25 protein-coding genes are annotated in these 23,298 nt (G+C 62.7%); 19 read left to right on the top strand and 6 right to left on the bottom strand.

Translation table 11 applies throughout. The annotated features are described in order from the left end of the window. Positions 1 to 26: 26 nt before the first annotated feature. Positions 27 to 476: a redox-sensitive transcriptional activator SoxR gene (gene soxR / locus AC07SI_RS29850; RefSeq protein ID WP_065901289.1), complete on the top strand. Its 450-nt coding sequence runs from the start codon at positions 27 to 29 to the stop codon at positions 474 to 476. 121 nt (positions 477 to 597) lie between these two features. On the opposite strand, the gene AC07SI_RS29845 is transcribed toward soxR, so the two are convergent. From AC07SI_RS29845 to AC07SI_RS29835, 3 genes are read right to left on the bottom strand one after another with little or no spacing between them, the layout of a single operon-like run. Beyond that, positions 598 to 1,368: a MetQ/NlpA family ABC transporter substrate-binding protein gene (locus tag AC07SI_RS29845; RefSeq protein WP_065901290.1), complete on the bottom strand. Its 771-nt coding sequence runs from the start codon at positions 1,366 to 1,368 to the stop codon at positions 598 to 600. 30 nt (positions 1,369 to 1,398) lie between these two features. Then, on the bottom strand, positions 1,399 to 2,064 hold the full coding sequence (locus tag AC07SI_RS29840; protein WP_495007085.1) for a methionine ABC transporter permease: 666 nt from the start codon (positions 2,062 to 2,064) through the stop codon (positions 1,399 to 1,401). Between the two features lie 3 nt (positions 2,065 to 2,067). Continuing rightward, on the bottom strand, positions 2,068 to 3,291 hold the full coding sequence (locus tag AC07SI_RS29835) for an SfnB family sulfur acquisition oxidoreductase (protein WP_106804638.1): 1,224 nt from the start codon (positions 3,289 to 3,291) through the stop codon (positions 2,068 to 2,070). A gap of 226 nt (positions 3,292 to 3,517) precedes the next feature. Here AC07SI_RS29835 and AC07SI_RS29830 point away from each other — a divergent pair, with 226 nt between their 5' ends. The 4 genes from AC07SI_RS29830 (at position 3,518) to AC07SI_RS29815 (ending at position 7,518) form a co-directional block, all read left to right on the top strand. Further along, complete coding sequence (locus AC07SI_RS29830; protein WP_495007084.1) at positions 3,518 to 3,976, top strand: VOC family protein; 459 nt, start codon at positions 3,518 to 3,520, stop codon at positions 3,974 to 3,976. A gap of 198 nt (positions 3,977 to 4,174) precedes the next feature. Continuing rightward, positions 4,175 to 5,050, top strand: coding sequence for an alpha/beta fold hydrolase (locus AC07SI_RS29825; RefSeq protein WP_065901300.1), 876 nt, complete (start codon positions 4,175 to 4,177; stop codon positions 5,048 to 5,050). 97 nt (positions 5,051 to 5,147) lie between these two features. Further along, positions 5,148 to 6,458 (top strand): dicarboxylate/amino acid:cation symporter, encoded by a 1,311-nt coding sequence (locus AC07SI_RS29820; protein ID WP_065901303.1) that lies wholly within the window; start codon positions 5,148 to 5,150, stop codon positions 6,456 to 6,458. A 145-nt stretch (positions 6,459 to 6,603) separates the two neighbouring features. Further along, complete coding sequence (locus AC07SI_RS29815; RefSeq protein WP_205571659.1) at positions 6,604 to 7,518, top strand: LysR substrate-binding domain-containing protein; 915 nt, start codon at positions 6,604 to 6,606, stop codon at positions 7,516 to 7,518. Positions 7,519 to 7,664: 146 nt separating this feature from the next. Here AC07SI_RS29815 and leuD read toward each other — a convergent pair whose 3' ends face one another. Beyond that, positions 7,665 to 8,279 (bottom strand): 3-isopropylmalate dehydratase small subunit, encoded by a 615-nt coding sequence (gene leuD / locus AC07SI_RS29810; protein ID WP_065901309.1) that lies wholly within the window; start codon positions 8,277 to 8,279, stop codon positions 7,665 to 7,667. Next, positions 8,276 to 9,694: a 3-isopropylmalate dehydratase large subunit gene (gene leuC / locus AC07SI_RS29805; protein ID WP_106804643.1), complete on the bottom strand. Its 1,419-nt coding sequence runs from the start codon at positions 9,692 to 9,694 to the stop codon at positions 8,276 to 8,278. The genes leuD and leuC overlap by 4 nt, the downstream gene beginning before the upstream one ends. Before the next feature lie 273 nt (positions 9,695 to 9,967). Between leuC and AC07SI_RS29800 the strand changes: the two genes are divergently transcribed. From AC07SI_RS29800 to AC07SI_RS29765, 8 genes are read left to right on the top strand one after another with little or no spacing between them, the layout of a single operon-like run. After that, entirely contained in the window at positions 9,968 to 11,170 is a 1,203-nt protein-coding gene (locus tag AC07SI_RS29800; RefSeq protein ID WP_495007083.1) for a PepSY-associated TM helix domain-containing protein, read from the top strand. After that, positions 11,167 to 11,706, top strand: a complete 540-nt coding sequence (locus tag AC07SI_RS29795; RefSeq protein WP_065901318.1) for a PA2404 family protein — start codon at positions 11,167 to 11,169, stop codon at positions 11,704 to 11,706. The genes AC07SI_RS29800 and AC07SI_RS29795 overlap by 4 nt, the downstream gene beginning before the upstream one ends. Further along, positions 11,703 to 12,032 (top strand): hypothetical protein, encoded by a 330-nt coding sequence (locus tag AC07SI_RS29790; protein ID WP_065901320.1) that lies wholly within the window; start codon positions 11,703 to 11,705, stop codon positions 12,030 to 12,032. Before AC07SI_RS29795 ends, AC07SI_RS29790 begins: the two co-directional genes overlap by 4 nt. Beyond that, positions 12,029 to 12,589 (top strand): DUF6162 family protein, encoded by a 561-nt coding sequence (locus tag AC07SI_RS29785; RefSeq protein ID WP_495007082.1) that lies wholly within the window; start codon positions 12,029 to 12,031, stop codon positions 12,587 to 12,589. The genes AC07SI_RS29790 and AC07SI_RS29785 overlap by 4 nt, the downstream gene beginning before the upstream one ends. 19 nt (positions 12,590 to 12,608) lie before the next feature. Next, on the top strand, positions 12,609 to 13,529 hold the full coding sequence (locus AC07SI_RS29780) for a metal ABC transporter substrate-binding protein (RefSeq protein WP_065901323.1): 921 nt from the start codon (positions 12,609 to 12,611) through the stop codon (positions 13,527 to 13,529). Continuing rightward, positions 13,526 to 14,272: a metal ABC transporter ATP-binding protein gene (locus AC07SI_RS29775; RefSeq protein WP_106804648.1), complete on the top strand. Its 747-nt coding sequence runs from the start codon at positions 13,526 to 13,528 to the stop codon at positions 14,270 to 14,272. The genes AC07SI_RS29780 and AC07SI_RS29775 overlap by 4 nt, the downstream gene beginning before the upstream one ends. After that, positions 14,269 to 15,168: a metal ABC transporter permease gene (locus AC07SI_RS29770; protein WP_106804649.1), complete on the top strand. Its 900-nt coding sequence runs from the start codon at positions 14,269 to 14,271 to the stop codon at positions 15,166 to 15,168. Before AC07SI_RS29775 ends, AC07SI_RS29770 begins: the two co-directional genes overlap by 4 nt. Continuing rightward, positions 15,168 to 16,130, top strand: coding sequence for a metal ABC transporter solute-binding protein, Zn/Mn family (locus tag AC07SI_RS29765; protein WP_495007081.1), 963 nt, complete (start codon positions 15,168 to 15,170; stop codon positions 16,128 to 16,130). The genes AC07SI_RS29770 and AC07SI_RS29765 overlap by 1 nt, the downstream gene beginning before the upstream one ends. 652 nt (positions 16,131 to 16,782) lie before the next feature. On the opposite strand, the gene AC07SI_RS29760 is transcribed toward AC07SI_RS29765, so the two are convergent. Beyond that, a complete protein-coding gene (locus AC07SI_RS29760; protein ID WP_053128712.1) occupies positions 16,783 to 17,496 on the bottom strand; it encodes a UTRA domain-containing protein in 714 nt (237 codons plus the stop codon). 351 nt (positions 17,497 to 17,847) lie between these two features. Between AC07SI_RS29760 and AC07SI_RS29755 the strand changes: the two genes are divergently transcribed. From AC07SI_RS29755 to AC07SI_RS29730, 6 genes are all read left to right on the top strand, one after another. Continuing rightward, positions 17,848 to 18,924 (top strand): ABC transporter substrate-binding protein, encoded by a 1,077-nt coding sequence (locus AC07SI_RS29755; protein WP_065901340.1) that lies wholly within the window; start codon positions 17,848 to 17,850, stop codon positions 18,922 to 18,924. Between the two features lie 163 nt (positions 18,925 to 19,087). Beyond that, positions 19,088 to 19,894 (top strand): alkaline phosphatase family protein, encoded by an 807-nt coding sequence (locus AC07SI_RS29750; RefSeq protein WP_065901342.1) that lies wholly within the window; start codon positions 19,088 to 19,090, stop codon positions 19,892 to 19,894. Between the two features lie 5 nt (positions 19,895 to 19,899). Then, entirely contained in the window at positions 19,900 to 20,736 is an 837-nt protein-coding gene (locus AC07SI_RS29745; protein ID WP_495007090.1) for an ABC transporter permease, read from the top strand. Then, positions 20,723 to 21,523, top strand: coding sequence for an ABC transporter permease (locus tag AC07SI_RS29740; RefSeq protein ID WP_065901347.1), 801 nt, complete (start codon positions 20,723 to 20,725; stop codon positions 21,521 to 21,523). The genes AC07SI_RS29745 and AC07SI_RS29740 overlap by 14 nt, the downstream gene beginning before the upstream one ends. After that, entirely contained in the window at positions 21,520 to 22,509 is a 990-nt protein-coding gene (locus AC07SI_RS29735; protein WP_065901349.1) for an ABC transporter ATP-binding protein, read from the top strand. The genes AC07SI_RS29740 and AC07SI_RS29735 overlap by 4 nt, the downstream gene beginning before the upstream one ends. Positions 22,510 to 22,539: 30 nt before the next feature. Next, positions 22,540 to 23,193, top strand: a complete 654-nt coding sequence (locus AC07SI_RS29730) for an HAD family hydrolase (RefSeq protein ID WP_065901351.1) — start codon at positions 22,540 to 22,542, stop codon at positions 23,191 to 23,193. Positions 23,194 to 23,298 lie beyond the last annotated feature (105 nt).

Here is a 23,298-nt window from a genome sequence, read left to right as displayed (position 1 = left end):
GGTCAAGCGTTGTCTCGGAGTTTTTCATGCTCAACAAACAACTCACCGTCGGTCAACTGGCGGCGCGCAGTGGCGTGGCGGTGACGGCCCTGCACTTCTACGAGGCCAAGGGGCTGATCAAAAGCAATCGCAATGCCGGCAACCAGCGGCGCTACCCTCGCGATGTATTGCGCCGCGTGGTGGTGATCAAAATCGCCCAGCGCCTGGGGATTCCGCTGGCGACCATTGGCGAAGCCTTGCAGACCTTGCCGGATGGACGCACGCCCAACGCACAGGATTGGGAGCGTTTGTCGGCGCTGTGGCGCCAAGACCTGGACGAGCGCATCAACAAGCTGATGCTGCTGCGCGACAAACTCAGCGGTTGTATTGGTTGCGGGTGTCTGTCGCTGGAGGCGTGCCCGCTGCGCAATCAGGATGATCAGCTCGGTGAGCACGGGCCGGGGGCTCAGCTGTTGGAACCCAGCCCTGCATCCTGACCTGCACACCCATACCCTGCAGGAGCCCGGCTTGCCGGCGATGCAGGCACCTCGGTAAACCAGTCACACCGTGGTGATGCTATCGCACAGGCCAGCCCCCACATTTGATCGGTGTTGATCCTTAGAAACCGGGGGCGATCTGGCCTTTGTAGCGCGTCAGGATGAACTGGCGCACTTCATCGGAATTCAACGCCTTGGCGAGCTTCTGGATGCGCGGATCGTTGATGTTGTCCGGCCGCGCCACGAGGTACTCGACGTACAAAGATTTACCCTTCTCGACGATCAACGCACTGTTGGTATCAATCCCCGCTTCCAGCGCGTAGTTGGCGAACACGAAGGCCAGGTCCACCTGGCTGACCGAGCGGGCCAGCAAGGCGCCTTCCAGCTCACGAATCTTCAGGTGCTTGGGGTTCTCGGCGATATCACGCGGGGTGCTCAGGGTGTTGCTCGGGTCCTTGAGCTTGATCAGCCCGGCCTCGTCCAGCAGCACCAGGGCGCGGCCGGTGTTGACCGGGTCGTTGGGGATCGACACGGTGGCGCCGTCCTTCAGTTCCGAGATGTTCTTGATGCGCGTCGAGTACGCGCCAAACGGCTCGATATGCACACCGACCACCGGCACCAGATCGGTGTGGCGGGTCTTGTTGTAGTCATCGAGAAACGGTCGGTACTGGTAGTAATTGGCGTCGATGTTCTTCAGCGCCAGTTGCTGGTTGGGCTGGATGAAGTCGGTGAAGACTTTGATCTGCAAGTCCACGCCCTCCTTGGCCAGCACCGGTTTGACGAACTCGAGGATCTCCGCGTGAGGCACGGGTGTGGCGCCCACGATCAACTTTTCATTGGCAAAGGCATTCATCGACAGGACAGCGGCCAAGATGGCCAGGGACTTTTTCATGGGTGCTCCAAAGGCAGTTTGTAAGAGGCATTAACGGCGGCTGTATCGCGCCACCAAACGATCACCGGTCATCTGCAGTGCCTGGACCAGCACCAGCAACAGCACCACGGTGACCACCATCACGTCGGTCTGGAACCGCTGGTAGCCATAGCGAATCGCCAGGTCACCCAGGCCTCCGCCACCGATCACCCCGGCCATGGCGGTGTAGTCCACCAGCACAATCGCGGTGACGGTCACCGACGCCAGCAGCCCGCCGCGGGCTTCCGGCAACAGCGTGTGGCGAATCACCTGCCAGGTACTGGCGCCCATCGATTGGGTAGCCTCCACCACGCCGCGATCCACTTCGCGCAGCGCGGTTTCCACCAGCCGTGCAAAGAACGGCGTACAACCCACCACCAGCGGCGGGATGGTGCCCGGTACGCCGAGGGAGGTACCGACCAGCAAGGTGGTCAGCGGGATCAGCACAATCAGCAAAATGATGAACGGCAGCGAACGCAGCACGTTGACCACCACCGACAGCAGCCGGTACACCACCAGTGCTTCATGCAACTGGCGCTTGCCGGTGAGAAACAGCAGCACGCCCAGCGGCAAGCCCAGCAGCACGGTAAAACCCAGCGCCGCAGTGAGCATGCTGAGGGTTTCCAGGCAGGCCTGGCCGATATCGGCCCAGTAGATGTTCTTGAATAATTCAGCCATGCATCACGACCAATCGTGGCGGGGTGGCTTGGCGCCGTTGAGCAGCCAGTTGCCCACCACGTGGTATTTCCAGCGCACCGGGTCATGCAGCGTGTGGACCCGCGCGTTGCGCCAGTGACGGTCGAAGTTGTGCTTTTTCAGGGTGGAGCGCGTGCCACCGAGTTCGAACAGTTTGTTACTGGCTTCGATGGCGATTTCGGTGGTCAGGACCTTGGCGCGGGCCACGGCCAGGGAGGCGTGGGCGACGGAGTCTTCATCCGGTGCCGGGCGAGCGGCATCAAGGGCCCGACCGGCACGTTCGAGCAGCGCCTCAGCGGCCTCCAGGCGAATATCCAGCGCGCCGACCTGGATGATGGTCAGCGGGTCTTCGCTGGCTTTTTCCACCCCGGCGTCGATCCACGGCCGCGCGAATTGCTGCACGAACGCGACCGTGTCACGCAGCGCGGCGCGGGCAATACCGGCGTCGATGGCGGCAGTGGTCAGCTGTGCGAACGGGCCGGCCAAAGTCGGCGAATCGTAGGACTTGTGAGTAGCAAACAGATTGAACGCCGGCACCCGCAGGTCCTGCGCCAGCACCGTGCCGCTGGAAGTGGTGCGCTGGCCCATGCTGTCCCAGTCATCCACCACAACCAGCCCCTCGGTCCCCCGCGGCACAAAGGCCAACTGGGCATTTTGCTGCTCGTCGAGCGCCAGCACCGCCAGCCAATGGGCATACAGCGAACCGGTGCAATAACCCTTGCGCCCGTTGATCACATAGCCGTCGCCTTCGCGGCGGATCGTCGCCTGGATGTCCTGCACATTCTTGCCGCCGGTTTCCGACAGCGCATTGGCAAACCGATGGCCTTGCAGGGCCAGGCCGAAGAAATGCGCCTGCTGCTCGGGCGTGCCCTGCAGGCGGATATCTTCGAGCAGGCAGTAGTGGTTCTGCGGGATCTGCCCCAGGGACGGGTCGGCCGCCGAAATAATCGCGATCACCTGGGCCAGCACCGCGTAGGACACCTGCGCCCCACCGAACTCGCGCGGCACGCTGATGCCCCAGAGGCCGCTGTTGGAGTACAGGTCGACGACCTCGGCGGGCACCTGCCGCGTGCGGTCGCGCTCGGCGTCCTGCTCCAGCAACACCGCGGCGACACGGTGGGCGACGGCAATGGCCTGGGCTTCGTCACGAATCAACTCGGCGTGGGGGCTGTGGATCGGGTAATCGGCAGATACAGGCAGTACAGACATACAACGCTCTCGGGCGAATGGTTTGCCTGAGGCATTGCAGCTTCTGTGCCGTGCCCGCAAACACACGACCTGGCCCTGTAAAAGCGTCGCGACGGCGCTTATGGCGCAGCAATCTGCCCGTTCACTGTTGCCTGGCGAACACCTCGTCGGCTGCCCGCAGGCCGCGCGATACGTGGCCTATAGTGAAGAGGCCGTGCCTCCATAACCACCACCTGAGGAGAACGATATGAGCGTTAAACCCATTCCCGAGGGCTATCACAGCGTCACGCCTTATATGGGCATCGGCAACGCCGCGCAAGCCATCGAGTTCTACAAGAACGCCTTCGGCGCCACGCAGGTCATGCGCCTGGACATGCCCGACGGCAAAGTCGGGCATGCCGAGCTGCGTATCGGTGATTCGGCGATCATGCTCGGCACACCCTGCGCGGAGATGGCCCTGCGCAATCCCGACGCACACACCAGTGTCGGCTTGCACCTGTATGTGAACGACGTCGACGCGCAATTCAAACAAGCCGTGGCTGCCGGCGCCACGGTGGTGTCGGAGCCGAAGGACCAGTTCTACGGCGACCGCTCCGCGAGCGTGAAGGATCCGTTCGGCCACCTGTGGTTCCTCGCGACGCGCAAGGAGAACCTGACCGAGGAGCAGATCCGCCAGCGTGCCATGGAGATGTTCAAGCAAGGCTGAAATACCTGAGGCCATGGCGATCAAATGTGGGCGCTTGCCTGCGATGCAGACCACTCGTTCTATCCGGCATACCGAGTCGATTTCATTGCGGGCAAGCCAGCTCCTACACACTTCATGAACAACCCCTCCACGCTTTCCCCCTTGCCGCGAACGCCGCGTGATTCCAGGATGCAGGCAATCATCACAAGGAGTCATTCCATGTTCGCCGGATTCCAGAAAGACCAGTGCCACGTCAACGGCGTGGACATCAGCTACCGCAAAGGCGGTACGGGTCCCGGCCTGCTCCTGCTGCACGGGCATCCGCAGACCCATGTCATCTGGCATAAAGTCGCCGAGCAGCTGGCCGAGCACTTCACCGTGGTCGCCGCCGACCTGCGCGGTTATGGCGACAGCAGCAGGCCGCCGGCCAATGACCATCACACTAATTATTCAAAACGCGAAATGGCCCGCGACGGCGTCGAACTGATGCAGGCCCTGGGCTTCGCGCAGTTTTCGCTGCTGGCCCACGACCGTGGCGCCCGTGTGGCCCATCGACTGGCCCTGGATCATCCCGAGGCCGTGCAGCGCATGGTGTTGCTGGATATCGCGCCAACCCTGTCGATGTATGCACAAACCGACGAGGCTTTCGCCCGCGCTTACTGGCACTGGTTCTTCCTGATTCGCCCGGCGCCCTTGCCCGAAGCCTTGATCGAGAGCAACCCCGAGCTGTACCTGCGCAGCGTGATGGGCAGTCGCAGTGCCGGGCTCAAGCCGTTCACCGATGAAGCCTTCGCCGACTACCTGCGTTGCTTGAAGTTGCCGGGCAGCGCCACCGGCATTTGCGAGGACTACCGTGCTGCCGCCGGTATCGACCTTGAGCACGACCAGGCGGATATCGACGCCGGCAACCACCTGAACCTGCCCCTGCTGGTCATGTGGGGTGCCGAAGGCACCGTCGGCCGCTGCTTCGAGCCGCTCAAGGAATGGCAAAAAGTCGCCACCGATGTTCGCGGCAAGGCCCTGCCGGCCGGCCATTACATCGCTGAAGAAGCCCCCGAGTTGTTGCTTGGCGAAGTCCTGGCCTTCCTTCGCTGAGCCGCATCACCCCGTGACCTGACACACCCGCCTCGCAGGCTGCCAACGGCCTGCGACGGGTTCGCTTTGCCCAAAACAACGTCTCGAGATAATAACAATGACAATCAGAAAACTGCTGGGAACCCTGTATATCCAGGTGCTCATCGCGATCGCGCTGGGCGTGTTGATCGGCCACCAATGGCCACAGATCGGCATTGACCTCAAACCCCTGGGCGATGGCTTTATCAAGCTGATCAAAATGATCATCGGCCCGATCATCTTCTGCACGGTGGTCTCCGGTATCACCAGCATGCACGACGTGAAGCAGGTGGGCCGGGTCGGCGGCAAGGCGCTGCTGTACTTCGAAGTGGTGTCCACCATCGCTCTGCTGATCGGCATTCTCGCCGCGCACCTGCTGCACCCGGGCGTCGGTTTCAACATCGATGTGAAGACCCTCGACAGTTCGGCGATTGCCGGCTTTGTCGGCCAGGCCGAGCATGGCGAAGGCATCACCGGATTCCTGCTGCACGTGATTCCCACGACGTTTTTCGATGCGTTTTCCAAGGGCGAGATCCTGCCGGTGCTGTTCGTCTCCGTGCTGTTTGGCGTCGGGCTGGTGATGGTCGGTGAAAAAGGTCGGCCGCTGGTGGGCGTGATCAACCAGGCCAGCGAGGTGTTCTTCCGCATTGTCGGCATCATCAGCCGCGTCGCGCCGATCGGTGCGTTTGGTGCGATTGCCTTCACCATCGGCAAATACGGCGTGGGCTCGTTGCTGCCGCTGCTGAAACTGGTGGGTACCTTTTATATCACCGCGTTCTTCTTTATCGCCGTGGTGCTGGGCAGCATCGCGCGCTATGCCGGCTTCAGCATTTTCAAGTTGATGGGCTACATCAAGTCGGAACTGCTGATCGTGCTCGGCACCAGCTCGTCGGAGTCGGCGCTGCCGCAACTGATCCAGAAACTTGAAAGCCTCGGCGCATCCAAGGGCGTGGTGGGCATCGTGGTGCCGACCGGCTACACGTTCAACCTGGACGGCACCAACATCTATATGACGCTGGCGGTGCTGTTTCTGGCCCAGGCGACCAATATCCACCTGCCCCTTGAGCAACAACTGACCCTGCTGGCGGTGGCCATGCTCACCTCCAAAGGCGCCGGTGCGGTGGTCGGTGCCGGGTTTGTGGCATTGGCGGCGAGCCTGGCGGTGGTGCCGACTGTGCCGGTGGCGGCGATGGTGCTGATCCTCGGCGTCGACCGGTTCATGGCCGAATGCCGCTCACTGACCAATATCATCGGCAACGCCGTGGCCGCCCTGGTGGTGGCCGCCTGGGAAGGCGAACTGGATCGCGAGAAGATGGCGCCGATCGCCCTCAAGCGCGGCCGCCATGCGCGCGCTGCCCAGGCGGCACAGGCGAAAATCGCTGCCGAGTAAACCCTGACGGTGGCGAGGGAGCTTGCGCCCGCCGGGCTGCGCGGCGGCCCCGAAAAAGATCGGAGCGCTGCGCACTCCAGCGGCAGCACGCTGCCTCGTCACACCGGTGCTATTCTGGCGGCTCATGCCGCCACGCTTGTTTCTGATGACTCATAAGAAAGATACCGTGCCCCTACCCGAAGACCTGCGGGTGTTCCTGACCGTGATCCGCAAGGCCGGCTTCGCTGCCGCCGCCGATGAGCTGGGGTTGTCGCCGGCGTATGTCAGCAAGCGTATCCAGATTCTGGAAACCACCCTGGCCACCCGCCTGCTGCACCGCACCAGCCGCCGCATCGCCCTCACCGAAGACGGTGAACGGGTGCAGCGCTGGGCCGTGCGTATCCTCGAAGACTTCCAGCAACTGTCCGATGAACTCAGCGATGCCCATGACAGCCCCCGTGGCCGCCTGCACCTGTGCAGCAGTTTCGGCTTTGGCCGCAACCACGTGGCACCGGCCCTGTCGTTGTTGGCGGAGCAGTACCCGGACCTGGAAATCCGCCTGGACCTGTTCGACCGCGTGGTGGACATCGTCAGCGAAGGCTTCGACCTGGAGATCCGCGTAGGCGACGACATCCCCGGCCAGCACATCGGCCGGCGCCTGGTGAGCAATCGCCGGGTGCTGTGCGCCGCGCCCGCGTACCTGCAACGCCGGGGCACGCCGCAACACTTGAGCGACCTGGAGCAGCACGACTGCCTGGTGCTCAAGGAGCGCGACAACGCCTTCGGCATCTGGAACCTCGAGCACGACGGCGCCCAGGAGAGCGTGCGCGTGCGCGGGCCGTTGTCCTCGAACAATGGCGAGATCGTACTGCAATGGGCGCTGGATGGGCGCGGCGTACTGCTGCGCTCGATGTGGGATGTGAAGCCACTGCTGGAGCAGGGCAAGCTGGTGCAGGTGCTGCACGCCTACACCCAGAGTGCCAACGTGTGGGCGGTGTACCCGACGCGGCTAGCGTATTCGGGGAAGTTGCGCGCGTGTGTGGAGTTCTTGCAGGAGCACTTCAAAGGGCTGTCGATCTAAAGCCATATTGCCGAGCAACGCCGCCCGGCTCCTGCAGTTGGGGTTGGCCAAGCAAGGGGTAATTGCCTGGAGAATGGCCTCTCTCCCGCCGTGCAAACCCGTTCACCCGTAGGAGCTGGCTTGCCGGCGATTGCGGTTCGGGGAGGTCAGTTGAGCCAGGGATTGGCGGCGAGGTGGCGGCGTTCGAAGGCTTTGATTTCTTCGCTGCGCTGCAGGGTGCTGCCGATTGCATCCAGGCCGAGCAGGAGCGCGGTCTTGCGCAGGGTGTCGATCTGGAACGCAATGACCTGGCCGTCCGCCAGGCGAATCTGCTGTTCTTGCAGGTCAACACTGATCTGCGCCTGGTCGGGCTGGCTGACGGTCTGGCCAAGGCGCTGCAGGACCGCCTCTTCCAGGGTGATCAGCAGCACGCCGTTACGCTGGCAGTTGTCGTAGAAAATCCCGGCAAAGCTGCTGCCGATCAGTGCGCGGATGCCCATCTGCTTCAGGCCCCACACCGCGTGCTCACGGCTGGAACCACAGCCGAAGTTCGGCCCCACTACCATAAAACTCGCGCCCTGCCAGGCGGGCTGGTTCAGCACGAACTCGGGGTTGGGCGCGCCATTGGGCAAGAAGCGCAGATCAAAGAACAGCCCACGGTCCAGGCCGCTGCGGTCGATGCCCTTGAGAAACTGCTTGGGCATGATCACGTCGGTGTCGATATTCGCCGCCAGCATCGGTGCGGCCTTGCCGGTGACCAGGGTAAAGGGTTGCAGGCTCATGGGCGGTCTCCAAAGTGGCGGATATCGGTGAGTCGGCCGGTGATCGCGGCCGCGGCGACCATTGCCGGGCTCATCAGGTGGGTACGCGCGCCGGCGCCCTGGCGGCCTTCGAAGTTGCGGTTGGTGCTGGAGGCGCAGCGGTCGCCGGGGGCCAGCACATCGTCGTTCATCGCCAGGCACATCGAGCAGCCCGACTGGCGCCATTCGAAACCGGCGTCGATAAAGATCGCCGCCAGCCCTTCGGCTTCGGCCTGGTCGCGCACTTCGGTGGAACCGGGGACGATCATCGCCCGCACGTGCTCGGCCACCTGCTTGCCGCGCACCACACTGGCGGCGTCACGCAGGTCTTCGATCCGCGCGTTGGTGCAGGAACCGATAAAGGCATGGCTGATGACGATCTCGCTCAGCGGCATGCCGGCCTCCAGGCCCATATAGTTGAGGGCGCGGCGCATGTCCTGGCGCAGGATCAGGTCGCTGACGTCCTGCGGATCCGGCACCCGGGCGCCGATCGGCGCAGCCTGGTCGGGGCTGGTGCCCCAGGTGACCATGGGCTCCAGGGTGCTCGCGTCGAGGTGCACTTCCTGGTCGAACACCGCGTCGGCGTCGGAATGCAGTTGGCGCCAGCCCACCAGCGCCTGCTCCCACAATTCACCTGTGGGCGCGCGCGGCTTGCCCTTGAGGTAGGCGAAGACTTTTTCGTCCGGTGCCATGAATGCACCACGAGCACCCGCCTCCACCGCCATATTGCAGATGGTCATGCGCGCCTCGACGCTCAAGGCGTCGATGGTGGAGCCACGGAACTCGATCGCATAGCCGGTCGCACCGGACGCGCCGATCTTGCCAATCAGCGCCATGATCACGTCCTTGGAGGTCAAGCCCTTGGCCAACGCCCCCTCGACGGTGACGCGCAGGCTTTTCAGGCGCTTGTAGACCAGGGTCTGGGAGGCCAGCAGGTGTTCGATTTCCGAGGTGCCGATGCCGAAGCCAAAGGCGCCCAGGGCTCCGTATGTGGTGGTGTGGCTGTCACCGGCGGCGATCACCATGCCCGGCAGGATAAACCCCTGTTCCGGCGCGATCACATGTTCGATGCCCTGGCGCTTGTCGAGGATATCCAACAGTTCGATGCCGAAATCCCGGCAATTCTCCGCCAGGTAAGACACTTGCCGTGCCCCGCCCGCATCGGGCATCGCCGCGATGCGCTGGGGCGTGGTGGGGTTCACATGGTCGACCACGGCCAGCGCCGTACCCGGACGCCACACGCCACGCCCGGCCTCACGCAGGCCACTGAAAGCCTGCGGGCTGGTGTATTCGTTGATCACCTGGCGGTCGATATACAGCAGCACGTGGCCCTGGTCATCGAGGGCGCACACCGTGTGGGAATCGATGTGTTTGTCGTAGAGAGTTCTGGCAGTCATTGTTCTAAAGGCTCGCTCAACGGTATGGCTCCATCCTACGCAGCCCCCTGCCCTCATCAATGCCACCTCGGTGATGGCTTGGAACATGTTTCGTGTTCGATCGCGTCGTTAATCCGTGTGAATGTGAATCTGAAACATTTACTTGCATGTTCGGATTAGGGTTTTCCCATTCTCATCCGTCTTAACTTAGATACAGCCCGTCGCGTCAGCAAAAGCTACGACTGGCCTTTTTCGGGCCTCCATCGCCCCCCTCCGATCAAGACCCTCATTCACATGTCGAAGAAGTCACGCTCCAAACTCTGGTTTCTCGTTCATAGCTGGCTGGCATTGCCCATCTGGTTCTTCGTACTGATCGTCTGCGTCACCGGCACCCTGGCGGTGGTGAGCCAGGAGATCGTGTGGCTGGCCAACCCGGACATCCGCGCGAGCAAACCGTCGGACGATGCCGAGCCGCTGAGCTATGACCAGGTGATCAGCGCCATCAAGCGCGCCGAACCCCAGGTGATCGTGCAGTCGCTCAGCCGTCCGGACGAATCGCACTTTGCCCTGAGTGTCGACCTCAGCTACCCCGACGGTCGTTCGGTAGAGGTCTACGTCAACCCGTACACCGGGGCGATCCAGGGCATCAGCCCGTCGTTCGACTTCCGCCAGTTCACCCGCGCCTTGCACGGCTGGTGGCTGGTGCCGTTCACCAATGGCTACAGCTGGGGCTGGTACCTGGTGTCGCTGCTCGGCTTGCCGCTGCTGGCCTCGCTGGTGACCGGGCTGGTGGTGTACAAGCGCTTCTGGAAGGGTTTTCTCAAGCCGACCCTGCGAATCCGCCACGGCGCGCGGATTTTCTGGGGGGATTTCCACCGCCTGAGCGGTATCTGGTCGATCTGGTTTATCGCGGTGATCTCCATCACCGGCACCTGGTTCCTGATCCAGGCGATCCTGGGGGATAACCAGATTTCGATTTCCAGCGAGCCCATCGTCCCGGTGATCGCACGCGAGAAAGTCCCGACTTCGGCACCTGGCGTGCCGGCACCGATGATTCCCGTGGATGCAGCCATCGAGATCCCCACCCAGCGCATCCCGGGGCTGGAAGCGAGTTTCGTCAGCCTGCCGCTCAACGCCTACAGCCACCTGCAGATCGGTGGCCGGGGCTGGTACCCGCTGATGTACCAGACCGCGCAAATCAACCCGTACGACGGTGAAATCGCCTCGTCGCACCTGCTCTCCGACCGCACCAAACTGGAGTTCGTCACCGAGTCCATGCGCCCGTTGCACACCGGCGACTTCGGCGGTATCTGGATCAAGCTGATCTGGGCGTTCTTCGGCCTGGTGCTGAGCATGATGGTGTTGAGCGGCCTGTTGATCTGGACCAAGCGCACCGCCCTCGCGACCCTCAATGCGCTCAAGCGCGAGGCCAAGGCGCAACGTGCGCCCGCGCCCATCCCGGCCCTGCAGGCTGAAACTTCGGAGGCCAACCCATGAGCAAGGTCGCTACCGCTACACCGCCTTCGCCGCTGCGGGCCTTCTGGCTTAAATGGCGTTTCCATATCAATGTCCTGCTGTTGCTGGTGCCGCTGGGCTTCATGCCCAAGTACTTCGCCGACGCCGCGCTGTTTCGGGGTGACACCGGCATCGGCGAACGCCTGGCCGGTGATGTGCAGGTCGGGCCCTGGAGCCTGAAGCTCGCCGAGTTTCGCAACGAAGGCCCGCGCCCGGACCCGGCCGGCCCGATGAAGTTCTTCAACGCCGCCCTGTGCGACACCTGCGCCGACCAGGTCAAGGCCACCTACCTGCGCATCGGCAAGCCGCGCAGCCTGCGCGCCGCCGGGGTGATCTTCTTCGGCACCCCGTACCGCATGGGCGCCGCCCTTCCGGTGCCGGAGCGCACGCCGGTCGACGCCGAACTGTGGGTCACCATGGAAGGCTGGGACGGCACGATGCACCAGGGTTCCATCCCGCTGAGCCAGGCCTCGCCTGCCACCATTGCCTGGCTGAACAAGCAAGGAGTTAAACCATGACTTTGAAGCGCCTGACCCGCGCCTGCGCCGTGCTAGTGCTCGGTGCCGGTTTCAGTACCGTAGCCCTGGCCCACAACCCGATGTGCGAATGCAAGGAAATCCCCGGCGAGCAGATCGAGTGCAAAGGCGGCTTCTCCGACGGCAGCGGCGCCCCCGGAGTGACGCTGGATGTGATCGGCTACGACGAAACGATCCTGGTGCCCGGCAAGCTGGGCCAGGACTCGACCCTGACCTTCAAGAAACCCTCGGCCGAGTTCTATGTGCTGTTTGATGCGGGTCCCGGTCACGTCGTGGAAATCGACCAAGCGGACATCCAGCCGCAATGAGCACGACACAGGTTGTGCGCCCCGCCGGTGCCGGGCACGAGACCCTCTACGTCCTGCTGCTGTGCCTGATCATCCTCGCGGTGGCCGGCACGGTGGTGGCCTTGCACGGCGAATCCCAGGAGGTCGTCGCGGTGCCCAGCCACCAGTTGGACGCGCGCCGTGACCTCAGCGCTGCCGAACAGGGCATCTACGCCGACTTGCGCGTGACGCTGGATGAAATCCAGCTGCTGGCACAAGAGCAAAGCGCCCTGCCCACGCCCGCGCAACTGGCCGAAGAAGGCTTTGCGCCCTTCGCCCAGGACGCCAGCTCGGTCAGCCGTGGCGATCATCGCTGGCAGTTACTGGCGCCTTCGTCCTACCTGGGGCTGAGCCAGGCACCTGCCACCAGTGGCTCGCTGCTGATGCGCGTGCACGGTGCCGAGCCGGATATCTGGCTCAATCGCAGCACCGACCTGGCCGCCCCCTCCGACCTCTCTGACCAGGCGCTGATCGCAGCCGGCTGGCAGCAAGTGGTCGCGCAATTCGATGCCGGCGTCACCCGCCAGCACCGTCACTGAACGAGAAGACCGATTGCCCATGTCTATTTCATCTCCCCTGTTGCGCGTATTACTGGTTGGCCTGTTCAGCCTGATGCTGGCCCCGCTGGCCAATGCCGAGGCGGCCAAGCGCCTGCGGATCGGCATCACCCTGCACCCTTATTACAGCTACGTGGCGAACATCGTCGGCGACAAGGCCGAGGTCGTGCCGCTGATTCCTGCCGGTTTCAATCCTCACGCCTACGAACCGCGCGCCGAAGACATCAAGCGCATCGGCACCCTCGATGTCATCGTGCTCAACGGCGTCGGCCATGACGACTTCGCCGACCGCATGATCGCCACCAGCGAGCGCCCGGACATCCCGGTGATCGAAGCCAACGCCAACGTGCCATTGCTGGCCGCCACCGGCAATGCCGCGCGCGGTGCAGGCAAGGTGGTCAACCCGCACACCTTCCTGTCGATCAGCGCGTCGATTGCCCAGGTCAACAACATCGCCCGCGAGCTGGGCAAGCTCGACCCTGACAACGCCAAGACCTACACCCAGAACGCTCGCGCCTATGGGAAGCGCCTGCGCCAGATGCGCGCCGATGCCCTGGCCAAGTTGACCAGCGCACCCAACCCCGACCTGCGCGTCGCCACCGTGCACGCGGCCTACGACTACCTGCTGCGCGAGTTTGGCCTGGAAGTCACCGCCGTGGTCGAACCGGCACACGGTATTGAGCCAAGCCCCAGCCAACTGAAGAAAACCATCGATGAGCTGCGAGCCCTGGACGTGAAGGTGATCTTCTCGGAAATGGATTTCCCGTCCACTTACGTCGAGACCATCCAGCGTGAATCCGGGGTCAAGCTGTACCCGCTGTCGCATATTTCCTACGGTGCCTACAGCGCGGAGAAATACGAAGTGGAAATGACCGGCAACCTCAACACCGTGGTCCGGGCCATCCAGGAGTCGGGGGCATGACCGCAGCGCAACGACTGGAGGTGGCCAGCATTGGCCCGACCCTCGACTTCGACAACATCTCATTGACCCTCGGTCGCACCACGATCCTCGACGGCGTGACCTTCCAGGTCCAACCGGGCAGCATCCATGCGCTGGTCGGCCCCAACGGCGGCGGCAAAAGCTCACTGATCAAGACCTTGCTGGGCCAGACGCCGCATCAGGGGCGGTTGAGCCTGCAGTGGCCAAGCACGCCCGGCACCATCGGCTATGTGCCCCAGGCACTGGAATTCGACCGTGGCTTACCGATGACCGTCGATGACTTCATGGCTGCCATGTGCCAACGGCGCCCGGCGTTTCTCGGGCTCTCCAGGCATTACGCCGGTGCAATCGGCGAGGCATTGGAACGGGTCGGCATGCAGGACAAACGCAAGCGGCGCATGGGCGCATTGTCGGGTGGCGAGCGCCAGCGCGTGCTGTTGGCCCAGGGGTTGATCCCGGCGCCGCAACTGCTGGTGTTGGATGAACCGATGTCGGCACTCGATGAGGCCGGTATCCAGGTGTTCGAACGCTTGCTGAATGACTGGCGCCTCGCCGGGATCACCGTGTTGTGGATCGAGCACGACCTGGAGGCCGTGGGCCGCCTGGCCGACCGCGTCACCGGGTTGAACCGCCGCGTGCTGTTCGACGCCACGCCGAAAGAGGCGCTGACCCCGGACCGCCTGCTGACCCTGTTCTCTACCCACCCTCGGAGCCCGGCGCAATGAGTTATGAAGCGTTTCGCTTGATGGTCCAGGGCTGGGCCTCTTCCGGCTATCTGCCGGAGGCACTGGCCTATGGTTTTGTGGTCAACGCGCTGCTCGCCGGCTTGCTGATCGGCCCGGTGCTGGGCGGGTTGGGCACGCTGGTGGTGGTCAAGCGCTTTGCGTTTTTCTCCGAAGCGGTCGGCCATGCCGCGCTGACCGGCGTGGCCGTGGGCATTCTGCTCGGCGAACCCTACACCGGGCCGTATGGCAGCCTGTTCGGCTACTGCCTGTTGTTCGGCATCCTGCTCAATTACCTGCGCAACCGCACCGGCCTGGCGCCAGACACCTTGATCGGCGTGTTCCTGTCGGTGTCGCTGGCCTTGGGCGCGAGCCTGCTGCTGATCCTGGCAGGCAAGATCAACGTGCATATCCTTGAAAACGTGCTGTTCGGCTCGGTGCTGACCGTCAACGGCAATGACCTGCTGGTGCTGGCGATTGTCGGCGCACTGGTGATGGCCCTGGCGTTGCCGCTGTACAACCGCATCATGCTCGCCAGCTTCAACCCGCAACTGGCGGCGGTGCGCGGCGTGGCCGTGAAGACCCTGGATTACCTGTTCGTGATCCTGGTTACGCTGATCACCGTGGCGGCGGTCAAGGTCATCGGCGCGATCCTGGTCGGCGCGCTGCTGGTAATCCCGGCGGCGGCGGCACGTCTGCTCAGCCAGTCGCTCAAGGGGTTTTTCTGGGTCTCGGTGGTAATCGCCACCGTCAGCACCCTGTGCGGCATCCTCCTGCCAATCATCTTCGACCTGCCTGTTCCGTCCGGCGCCGCGATCATTCTGGTGGCCGGTATCGCCTTCGCCATTGCCGCCATTGCGCGCGGCACGGTGCCTAGCCTCAAAGGGAATCTTGGATAATGCGCCCTGTCTTTCGCCCACTGGCCCTGGCCATCGCTTGCTTGCTCAGCACCTCGGCGCTGGCCGCCGTTGACGGTTTCCAACCCCGGGACTTCGTCGCCAACAATGGCCTCGGCCATGCTGCACTGAGCAAGGCAAAATCGGTCAAGACCGTCAAAGTGCTCGCCTCGTTGCCCATCACCTACGGGCTGGCCGAAGTGCTGCTCAAGGGCACCGATGTGCAGTTGGAGCGCGCAGCTCCCGCCAACCTGCCCGGGTCGCGCCAGGTGTCCTATTTCACCGGCCGTGGCGCGCCGGCGCTGGGCAAGCTGGCGGTGGACGCCGATGCAGCCATCGGCCTGCGCTCGCTGTGGGCGGATGACCCGCTCTACCCAGTGGCACGCCGCAGCAACATCCGCATCGTCGAAATCGACGCGGCACGCCCGGTGGATGGCGGCTTGCCGGGGATCGCCGTGCAGCCGGGCAGTGCCGACGGGCTGAACAGCCAGCCGTGGCAATCGAGCAACAACATGGGGCGCATGGCCGATGTAATGGCCGCCGACCTGAGCCGCCTGGCGCCCCACGCCAAGCCGACCATCGACGCCAACCTCGCCGCCCTCAAGCAGCGCCTGCTCAAACTCAGCGCCGACAGCGAAGCGCGGCTGGCCAAGGCGGACAACCTCAGCGTGGTCAGCTTGAGCGATCACTTCGCTTATCTGATCGGCAGCCTGAACCTGGAAGTGGTCAGCACCGACGCCCGCCCCGACGCCGACTGGACACCCGAGGCCTTGCAAACATTCAGCGCCGCGCTGAAAGACAACGACGTGGCCGTGGTGCTGCACCATCGTCAGCCAAGCGAAGCGGTAAAAGCCGCCGTGACGGCGGGCGGTGCGCAACTGTTGGTGCTGAACGTCGACAGCGCAGAGCCGGTGACCGAGCTGGAGACCAATGTGGATGAGGTGATCAAGACACTCGCGCGCTGACATCTGAAGATCAGCCTTCTGTGGCGAACAGACCTCTGTAGTAAGCAGGCTTATGGGTGAGCAGGCTTATGTGGTGAACAGAACTCTGTGGCGAGCAGGCTTGCCCTGCGTTGGGCTGCGCAGCAGCCCCCTACTAAGGCCGCCGTAACCTGCCAGAAAAAACCCCATACAGATTTTGGGTCTGCTGCGCAGCCCAACGCAGGACAAGCCTGCTCACCACAACAAGCGTGCCTGTATTCCATAACAAGACTGCTTGCCGGTGGCGGCAGGTGCTGAACGTCGACGGCGCAGAGCCGAAAACCAATGTGGATCAGGTGATCAAGACACTCACGCCCTGACATCTGAAGATCAACCTTCCGTAGTGAGCAGGCTTATGGGTGAATAGGCTTACGTGGTGAACAGAACTCTGTGGCGAGCAGGCTTGCCCTGCGTTGGGCTGCGCAGCAGCCCCCTACTAAGGCCACCCTACCCTGCCAGAAAAATCCCCATACAGATTTTGGGCCTGCTGCGCAGCCCAACGCAGGGCAAGCCTGCTCACCACAACAAGCGTGCCTATATTCCACAACAAGCGTGCCTATATTCCACAACAAGCGTGCCTGCATTCCACAACAAGCCCGCACGCATTTCAAAACAAGCCTGCTTGCCACACGGGTTAAACCACATCCACTCCGACATGAATTGCATCATGCCGCCAGAATTCCAGGTCGCAGTCGATCAGTCGCTGGTGCTGGTCATAATTGACCCGGGCAATCCGCAGGCCCGGGCTGCCCACCGACACGCGCAACGCGGCGGCGGCTTCCACCGGCAGTGAGGTCGGGACGATTTCGAAACGCACCCGCCCGTAGTGCAAGTCGTATTTGCGCGCATACAACTCAGTCATTGACTGATTCAGGTCACACTCAAGAATCCCCGGGAAATACTGCGGGTTCAGGTAGTGCTCCACGTACAACACCAGCCGCCCGTCAATCCGCCGGCCCCGGCAGATCTGGATCACGCTGGACAACGCCGGCAACTGCAACCACGCACACACCGCCGCCGAGGCCGGTTGCAGCCGCGCAGAGATCACTTCGGTAGACGCCACCCGCCCCTGGTCGTTGACCATCGCGTGAAAGTGGCTGCGCTGCATCAAGTTGTAGGCCAGCCGTGGTGGCGAGACAAACCAGCCACGGCGCTCCTCACGATAGATCTGGCCCTGGGCCTCCAGTTGTAACAAGGCTTCCCGCACGGTAATTCGAGTGGTACCAAACAACTCGCTGAGCTTGCGCTCGGCGGGCAGTTTGCTTGCAGGCGGCAACAGGCCGTGGTCGATCTGCTCTTGCAGCGCCAGGCCGATGGATGTCACCGCCTTGATTGCCTCATCACGCATCAACGTTACCTATCTGGACTAGTCCAGCACCGTTCAGGTGCACAAAACGCGCTGTATTCGGGCTCCTGCCATTGCGTGCCAGCCTAGGCATTACAGATGACCGACAGATGACAGTCCATGTCGAGTCCCTCCTGCACACCCTGCAATACATCGGCCAAGTCCAGGCCCTGCGGGCACTTGAGCATGGTCTACGCTAAGTCTGTGCTGAGCGACACAAGCGATTTAAAAACGACATCGACATGAAACTGTCATCCATCCAGCCTAGATTGGCTCAGGTATTGCTGACCTAGACCAACACCACCGCAAACGTCGACAAAAACGCAGCGTTGAAAACGCCCAAAGGAGCTTCGGATGAAACAGCTTTTCCTGGCATCACTGTTAGGCTCGACCATTGCCATGTGCACCGCCGCCATGGCTGCTGATACCGATCTAAAAACCCTTGAAGCTGCCGCCAAGACAGAAGGCGCCATCAACAGCGTCGGCATGCCCGATGACTGGGCCAACTGGAAAGGCACTTGGGAAGACCTGGCCAAGACCTACGGCCTCAAGCACATCGACACCGACATGAGCTCGGCCCAGGAAATCGCCAAGTTCAAGGCTGAAAAAGACAACGCCAGCGCCGACATCGGCGACGTGGGCGCGGCCTTCGGTCCGATCGCGGTGAAGCAGGAAGTCACCCAGCCGTACAAACCGTCGACCTGGGCCCAGGTCCCGGATTGGGCGAAAGACAAGGACGGTCACTGGGCCCTGGCCTACACCGGCACCATCGCCTTCATCGTCAACAAGAAGCTGCTGCACGGTTCCGAAGTGCCAACCAGCTGGGCTGACCTGCAGAAAGGCAAATACAAAGTCTCCATCGGCGACGTGAGCACCGCGGCCCAAGCGGCCAACGGCGTACTGGCGGCAGCCATCGCCAATAAAGGCGACGAGAAAAACATCGCGCCGGGCCTGCAGTTTTTCACCAAGATCGCCCAGCAAGGTCGTCTCTCGCTGTCCAACCCGACCATCGCCACCATGGAAAAAGGCGAAGTCGAAGTGGGCATCGTCTGGGACTTCAACGGCCTGAGCTACAAGGCCAAGATGGCCAACCCGGATGACTACGTGGTGCTGATTCCTTCTGACGGCTCGGTAAAATCCGGCTACACCACCATCATCAACAAATACGCCAAGCACCCGAACGCCGCCAAGCTGACCCGCGAATACATCTTCAGCGATGCCGGCCAACTCAACCTGGCGCGTGGCAATGCGCGTCCGATCCGTGCTGAAACCGACCTGAAACTGCCGGCTGATATCGCCAAGAACCTGATCCCGGGCGAGCAGTACACCAAGGCCAATCCGCAACCGATCAAGGATGCCGATGCCTGGGAAGCGACCTCCAAGAAGTTGCCACAACAGTGGAACGAGCAAGTCATCGTAGAAATGAAGTAAGCGACGCAAAACCTGTAGGAGCCGGCTTGCCGGCGATGACGGTCGAACATTCGACATTGATGTCGGCTGATACATCGCCATCGCAGGCAAGCCAGCGCCCACATTTGATCCGGTTCCAACCGAACAAAAGATCCACATCCCCTGTTGCGGAGCCCCAGCCCCCATGAAGCACAATGTCATCCTTGTCGTGCTCGACGGCCTGAACTTCGAGGTTGCCCGACACGCCATGGGGCACTTGCAGGCCTATGTCGGCGCAGGACGCGCAGCCCTCTACAAACTGGAATGTGAACTGCCCGCCCTGTCCCGCCCGCTGTATGAGTGCATCCTCACCGGCGTGCCACCGATCCAGAGCGGCATCGTCCACAACCAGGTCTCGCGCCTGTCCAACCAACGCAGCATTTTCCATTACGCCACCGACGCCGGCCTGACCACTGCGGCGGCGGCTTACCATTGGGTCAGCGAGTTGTATAACCGCACACCCTTTATTGCCGCGCGTGATCGTCATACCGACGACAAGGCGCTGGCGATCCAGCACGGGCATTTCTACTGGAATGACCATTACCCGGATTCTCACCTGTTTGCCGACGCCGAAAGCCTGCGCGTCAAACACGCGCCAAACTTCCTGGTCGTGCACCCGATGAACATCGACGACGCCGGCCACAAGCACGGCCTCGACACCGCCCAATACCGCAACAGCGCCCGCTCGGCCGACATCATCCTGGCTGACTACCTGCAAGGCTGGCTCGATGCCGGCTACCAGGTGCTGGTCACCGCCGACCACGGCATGAACAACGATCGCTCCCACAACGGCCTGTTGCCGGAAGAGCGCGAAGTGCCGTTGTTTGTACTCGGCGAGGCCTTCAGCCTCGACATCCACGCCGCGCCAAACCAGACCGACCTGTGCGGCACCGTCTGCGAGCTGCTGGGCGTACCTCACGACAAACCTGTCTGCCGGGAGCTGTTGAAGTGAATTCCATGACTCGCGGCAAATGGCTGGCGCTGCTGTGCCTGGTGCCCTTCGCGCTGTTCTTTATCATGTTCGAAATCGCCCCGCTCGTCTGGGTGTTGATCAACAGCCTGCAAACGGAAGAAACCGGCTGGGGCCTGGACAACTTCACGCGGATCTTCAGCTCGAAGTTCTACCTGCAAGCCATCCAGTTCAGCCTGGAGATCAGCTTCTACTCGAGCATCTTCGGCATCATAATCGCCACCCTGGGCAGTTACTCCCTGCGCCGGGTCGATTCGCCGCTGCGCAATTTCGTCACCGCTTTCGCCAACATGACCAGCAACTTTACCGGTGTCCCCCTGGCGTTCGCCTTCATCATCCTGCTGGGTTTCAACGGCAGCATCACCATCATGCTCAAGCAGGCCGGGATCATTCAGGACTTCAACCTGTACTCCAAGACCGGCTTGATCATTCTCTACACCTACTTCCAGATTCCCCTCGGCGTGCTGCTGCTCTACCCGGCGTTCGACGCGCTGCGCGAAGACTGGCGCGAGTCGGCGGCGTTGCTGGGTGCCAATGGCTGGCAGTTCTGGCGGCATATCGGCTTGCCGGTGCTCACGCCGGCGTTGCTGGGCACGTTCGTGATCCTGCTGGCCAACGCGCTGGGCGCGTATGCCACGGTCTACGCGCTGACCACCGGCAACTTCAACGTGCTGCCGATTCGCATCGCCGGCCTGGTGTCGGGGGATGTCTCGCTGGATCCGAACATGGCCAGCGCCCTGGCCGTGGTGCTGGTGGCGCTGATGACCGTGGTCACCGTGGTCCATCAACTGTTGCTCAAGAGGAGCTACCATGTCTCGCGCTGAAGCCGGCCCGGCCTCCCTCTACCACCGCGTGGTGGTCTACCTGTTGTTTGCGATCCTGGTGCTGCCGCTGATCGGCACCTTCGTCTATTCGATTGCCAGCAGTTGGTCGGCAACCATCCTGCCCGCTGGCTTTACCGTGAAATGGTACGTCCAGCTGTGGAGCGACCCGCGCTTCCTGATGGCCTTCGGGCAGTCGTTGCTGGTGTGCGTGGGCGCACTGCTGCTGTCGGTGGTGTTGATCCTGCCGCTGCTGTTCGTGGTGCATTACCACTTCCCAAGGCTCGACGCACTGATGAACATCCTGATCCTGCTGCCCTTCGCGGTGCCGCCGGTGGTGTCATCGGTGGGCCTGCTGCAACTCTACGGTTCCGGGCCGCTGGCGATGGTGGGCACGCCATGGATCCTGATCGGCTGCTACTTCACCGTGGCGCTGCCGTTCATGTACCGCGCGATCACCAATAACCTGCAGGCGATCAACCTGCGAGACCTGATGGATGCCTCGCAACTGCTCGGCGCCAGCACCTGGCAGGCGGCGATCCTGGTGGTGCTGCCGAATCTGCGCAAAGGCCTGATGGTCGCGCTGCTGCTGTCGTTCTCGTTCCTGTTCGGTGAGTTCGTGTTCGCCAACATCCTCGTCGGTACCCGCTACGAAACCCTGCAGGTGTACCTGAACAACATGCGCAACAGCAGCGGCCACTTCACCAGTGCCGTCGTGATTTCCTATTTCTTCTTTGTGCTGGTGCTGACCTGGGCCGCCAATATCTTGAACAAGGACAAAAGCCAATGAGCTTCGTCAGCGTCCAACACCTGCAAAAAGGCTACGCCGGCACCCCGGTGTTCAGTGATATCAACTGCGAAATCGCCAAGGGCGAATTCGTCACCCTGCTCGGCCCGTCCGGGTGCGGCAAGTCCACCCTGCTGCGCTGCATCGCCGGCCTGACCTCGGTGGACAGTGGGAAAATCCTGCTGGATGGCCAGGACATCGTCCCGCTGAGCCCGCAAAAACGTCACATCGGCATGGTGTTCCAGAGCTATGCACTGTTCCCCAACATGACCGTGGAACAGAACGTCGCCTTCGGCCTGCGCATGCAAAAGGTCAATGCCGATGACAGCCACAAGCGGGTACAGGAAGTGCTGCAACTGGTCGAACTCAAGGACCTCGCCGGCCGCTACCCGCACCAGATGTCGGGCGGCCAGTGCCAGCGCGTGGCGCTCGCCCGCTCGCTGGTCACCCGCCCGCGCCTGTTGCTGCTCGATGAGCCGCTGTCGGCGCTGGATGCGCGGATTCGCAAACACCTGCGCGAACAGATCCGCCAGATCCAGCGCGAACTGGGCCTGACCACGATCTTCGTGACCCATGACCAGGAAGAAGCCCTGACCATGTCGGACCGGATCTTCCTGATGAACCAGGGCAAGATCGTGCAAAGCGGCGACGCCGAAACCCTCTACACCGCGCCGGTGGATGTCTTTGCCGCCGGATTTATCGGCAACTACAACCTGCTGGACGCCGACAAGGCCAGCCAGTTGCTGCAGCGGCCGATCAGCGGGCGCATCGCGATTCGCCCCGAGGCCATCGAGCTCAGCCGCAGTGGCGAACTCGATGCCCTGGTGCGCAGCCACAGCCTGCTGGGCAACGTGATCCGCTACCGCATCGAAGCCCGTGGCGTCGAACTGGTGGTGGACGTACTGAACCGCTCGGCGGACGATCTGCACCCCGACGGCCAGCGCCTGGCACTTTCCATCGACCCCAGTGCACTGTGTGAAGTAGCCTGAGCAGCACGACTGATTGAGAGAGCGTAACGGATGGCATTGGTAATTTTTGATTTGGACGACACCCTGATCCACGGCGACTGCGCCACCCTGTGGAGCGAGCAGATGGGCCGCCTGGGCTGGGTCGACCCCGAGTCGTTCATGCGCAGGAACAACGAGCTAATGGACGCCTACAGCCAGGGCAAGCTGGCCATGGAAGACTTCATGGACTTCAGCCTGGAGCCGATGATCGGCCGCACCCCGGAGGAGATCGACCACCTGGTGGAGCCCTGGGTCGAGGACGTGATCGAACCACTGATCTACAGCGACGCCACCAAGACCATCGCCCGCCACCGCGCCAATGGCGACCGCATCCTGGTGATTTCCGCCTCGGGCACCCACCTGGTCACGCCGATTGCGGCGCGGATCGGCATCGATGAAGTGCTGGGGATTGATCTGGAAGTGAGCCATGGCGTGTACAGCGGTCGTACCGTCGGTGTACTGACCTACCGCGAAGGCAAGATCACACGCTTGCTGGAATGGCTGGAGCAGGAAGGCGAGACGCTGGAAGGGGCGTATTTCTACTCGGATTCGCGCAATGACCTGCCGTTGCTGCTGAAGGTGGATCACCCAAACGTGGTGAACCCGGACCCGGTGCTGCGCGAGCACGCGGAAAAGGCCGGCTGGCCGATCCATCACTGGGTGTGACACTGCGCTCCTTGAATTGAAATCCAGTCCACTGTGGGAGCGGGGGGGGGGGGGGGGGGGGGGGGGGGGGGGGGGGGGGGGGGGGGGGGGGGGGGGGGGGGGGGG

The organism is Pseudomonas sp. GW821-FHT05D12 (assembly GCF_059419825.1).
The sequence above is the reverse complement of the archived record's forward strand: the minus strand, read 5'-3'. Positions and strand labels throughout refer to the sequence as shown.

Bases quoted from the DNA above. Each gene is read 5' to 3' on its own strand.
- soxR (WP_065901289.1), top strand. From the start codon at position 27: ATGCTCAACAAACAACTCACCGTCGGTCAACTGGCGGCGCGCAGTGGC.
- AC07SI_RS29845 (WP_065901290.1), bottom strand. From the start codon at position 1,368: ATGAAAAAGTCCCTGGCCATCTTGGCCGCTGTCCTGTCGATGAATGCC.
- AC07SI_RS29840 (WP_495007085.1), bottom strand. From the start codon at position 2,064: ATGGCTGAATTATTCAAGAACATCTACTGGGCCGATATCGGCCAGGCC.
- AC07SI_RS29835 (WP_106804638.1), bottom strand. From the start codon at position 3,291: ATGTCTGTACTGCCTGTATCTGCCGATTACCCGATCCACAGCCCCCAC.
- AC07SI_RS29830 (WP_495007084.1), top strand. From the start codon at position 3,518: ATGAGCGTTAAACCCATTCCCGAGGGCTATCACAGCGTCACGCCTTAT.
- AC07SI_RS29825 (WP_065901300.1), top strand. From the start codon at position 4,175: ATGTTCGCCGGATTCCAGAAAGACCAGTGCCACGTCAACGGCGTGGAC.
- AC07SI_RS29820 (WP_065901303.1), top strand. From the start codon at position 5,148: ATGACAATCAGAAAACTGCTGGGAACCCTGTATATCCAGGTGCTCATC.
- AC07SI_RS29815 (WP_205571659.1), top strand. From the start codon at position 6,604: ATGACTCATAAGAAAGATACCGTGCCCCTACCCGAAGACCTGCGGGTG.
- leuD (WP_065901309.1), bottom strand. From the start codon at position 8,279: ATGAGCCTGCAACCCTTTACCCTGGTCACCGGCAAGGCCGCACCGATG.
- leuC (WP_106804643.1), bottom strand. From the start codon at position 9,694: ATGACTGCCAGAACTCTCTACGACAAACACATCGATTCCCACACGGTG.
- AC07SI_RS29800 (WP_495007083.1), top strand. From the start codon at position 9,968: ATGTCGAAGAAGTCACGCTCCAAACTCTGGTTTCTCGTTCATAGCTGG.
- AC07SI_RS29795 (WP_065901318.1), top strand. From the start codon at position 11,167: ATGAGCAAGGTCGCTACCGCTACACCGCCTTCGCCGCTGCGGGCCTTC.
- AC07SI_RS29790 (WP_065901320.1), top strand. From the start codon at position 11,703: ATGACTTTGAAGCGCCTGACCCGCGCCTGCGCCGTGCTAGTGCTCGGT.
- AC07SI_RS29785 (WP_495007082.1), top strand. From the start codon at position 12,029: ATGAGCACGACACAGGTTGTGCGCCCCGCCGGTGCCGGGCACGAGACC.
- AC07SI_RS29780 (WP_065901323.1), top strand. From the start codon at position 12,609: ATGTCTATTTCATCTCCCCTGTTGCGCGTATTACTGGTTGGCCTGTTC.
- AC07SI_RS29775 (WP_106804648.1), top strand. From the start codon at position 13,526: ATGACCGCAGCGCAACGACTGGAGGTGGCCAGCATTGGCCCGACCCTC.
- AC07SI_RS29770 (WP_106804649.1), top strand. From the start codon at position 14,269: ATGAGTTATGAAGCGTTTCGCTTGATGGTCCAGGGCTGGGCCTCTTCC.
- AC07SI_RS29765 (WP_495007081.1), top strand. From the start codon at position 15,168: ATGCGCCCTGTCTTTCGCCCACTGGCCCTGGCCATCGCTTGCTTGCTC.
- AC07SI_RS29760 (WP_053128712.1), bottom strand. From the start codon at position 17,496: ATGCGTGATGAGGCAATCAAGGCGGTGACATCCATCGGCCTGGCGCTG.
- AC07SI_RS29755 (WP_065901340.1), top strand. From the start codon at position 17,848: ATGAAACAGCTTTTCCTGGCATCACTGTTAGGCTCGACCATTGCCATG.
- AC07SI_RS29750 (WP_065901342.1), top strand. From the start codon at position 19,088: ATGAAGCACAATGTCATCCTTGTCGTGCTCGACGGCCTGAACTTCGAG.
- AC07SI_RS29745 (WP_495007090.1), top strand. From the start codon at position 19,900: ATGACTCGCGGCAAATGGCTGGCGCTGCTGTGCCTGGTGCCCTTCGCG.
- AC07SI_RS29740 (WP_065901347.1), top strand. From the start codon at position 20,723: ATGTCTCGCGCTGAAGCCGGCCCGGCCTCCCTCTACCACCGCGTGGTG.
- AC07SI_RS29735 (WP_065901349.1), top strand. From the start codon at position 21,520: ATGAGCTTCGTCAGCGTCCAACACCTGCAAAAAGGCTACGCCGGCACC.
- AC07SI_RS29730 (WP_065901351.1), top strand. From the start codon at position 22,540: ATGGCATTGGTAATTTTTGATTTGGACGACACCCTGATCCACGGCGAC.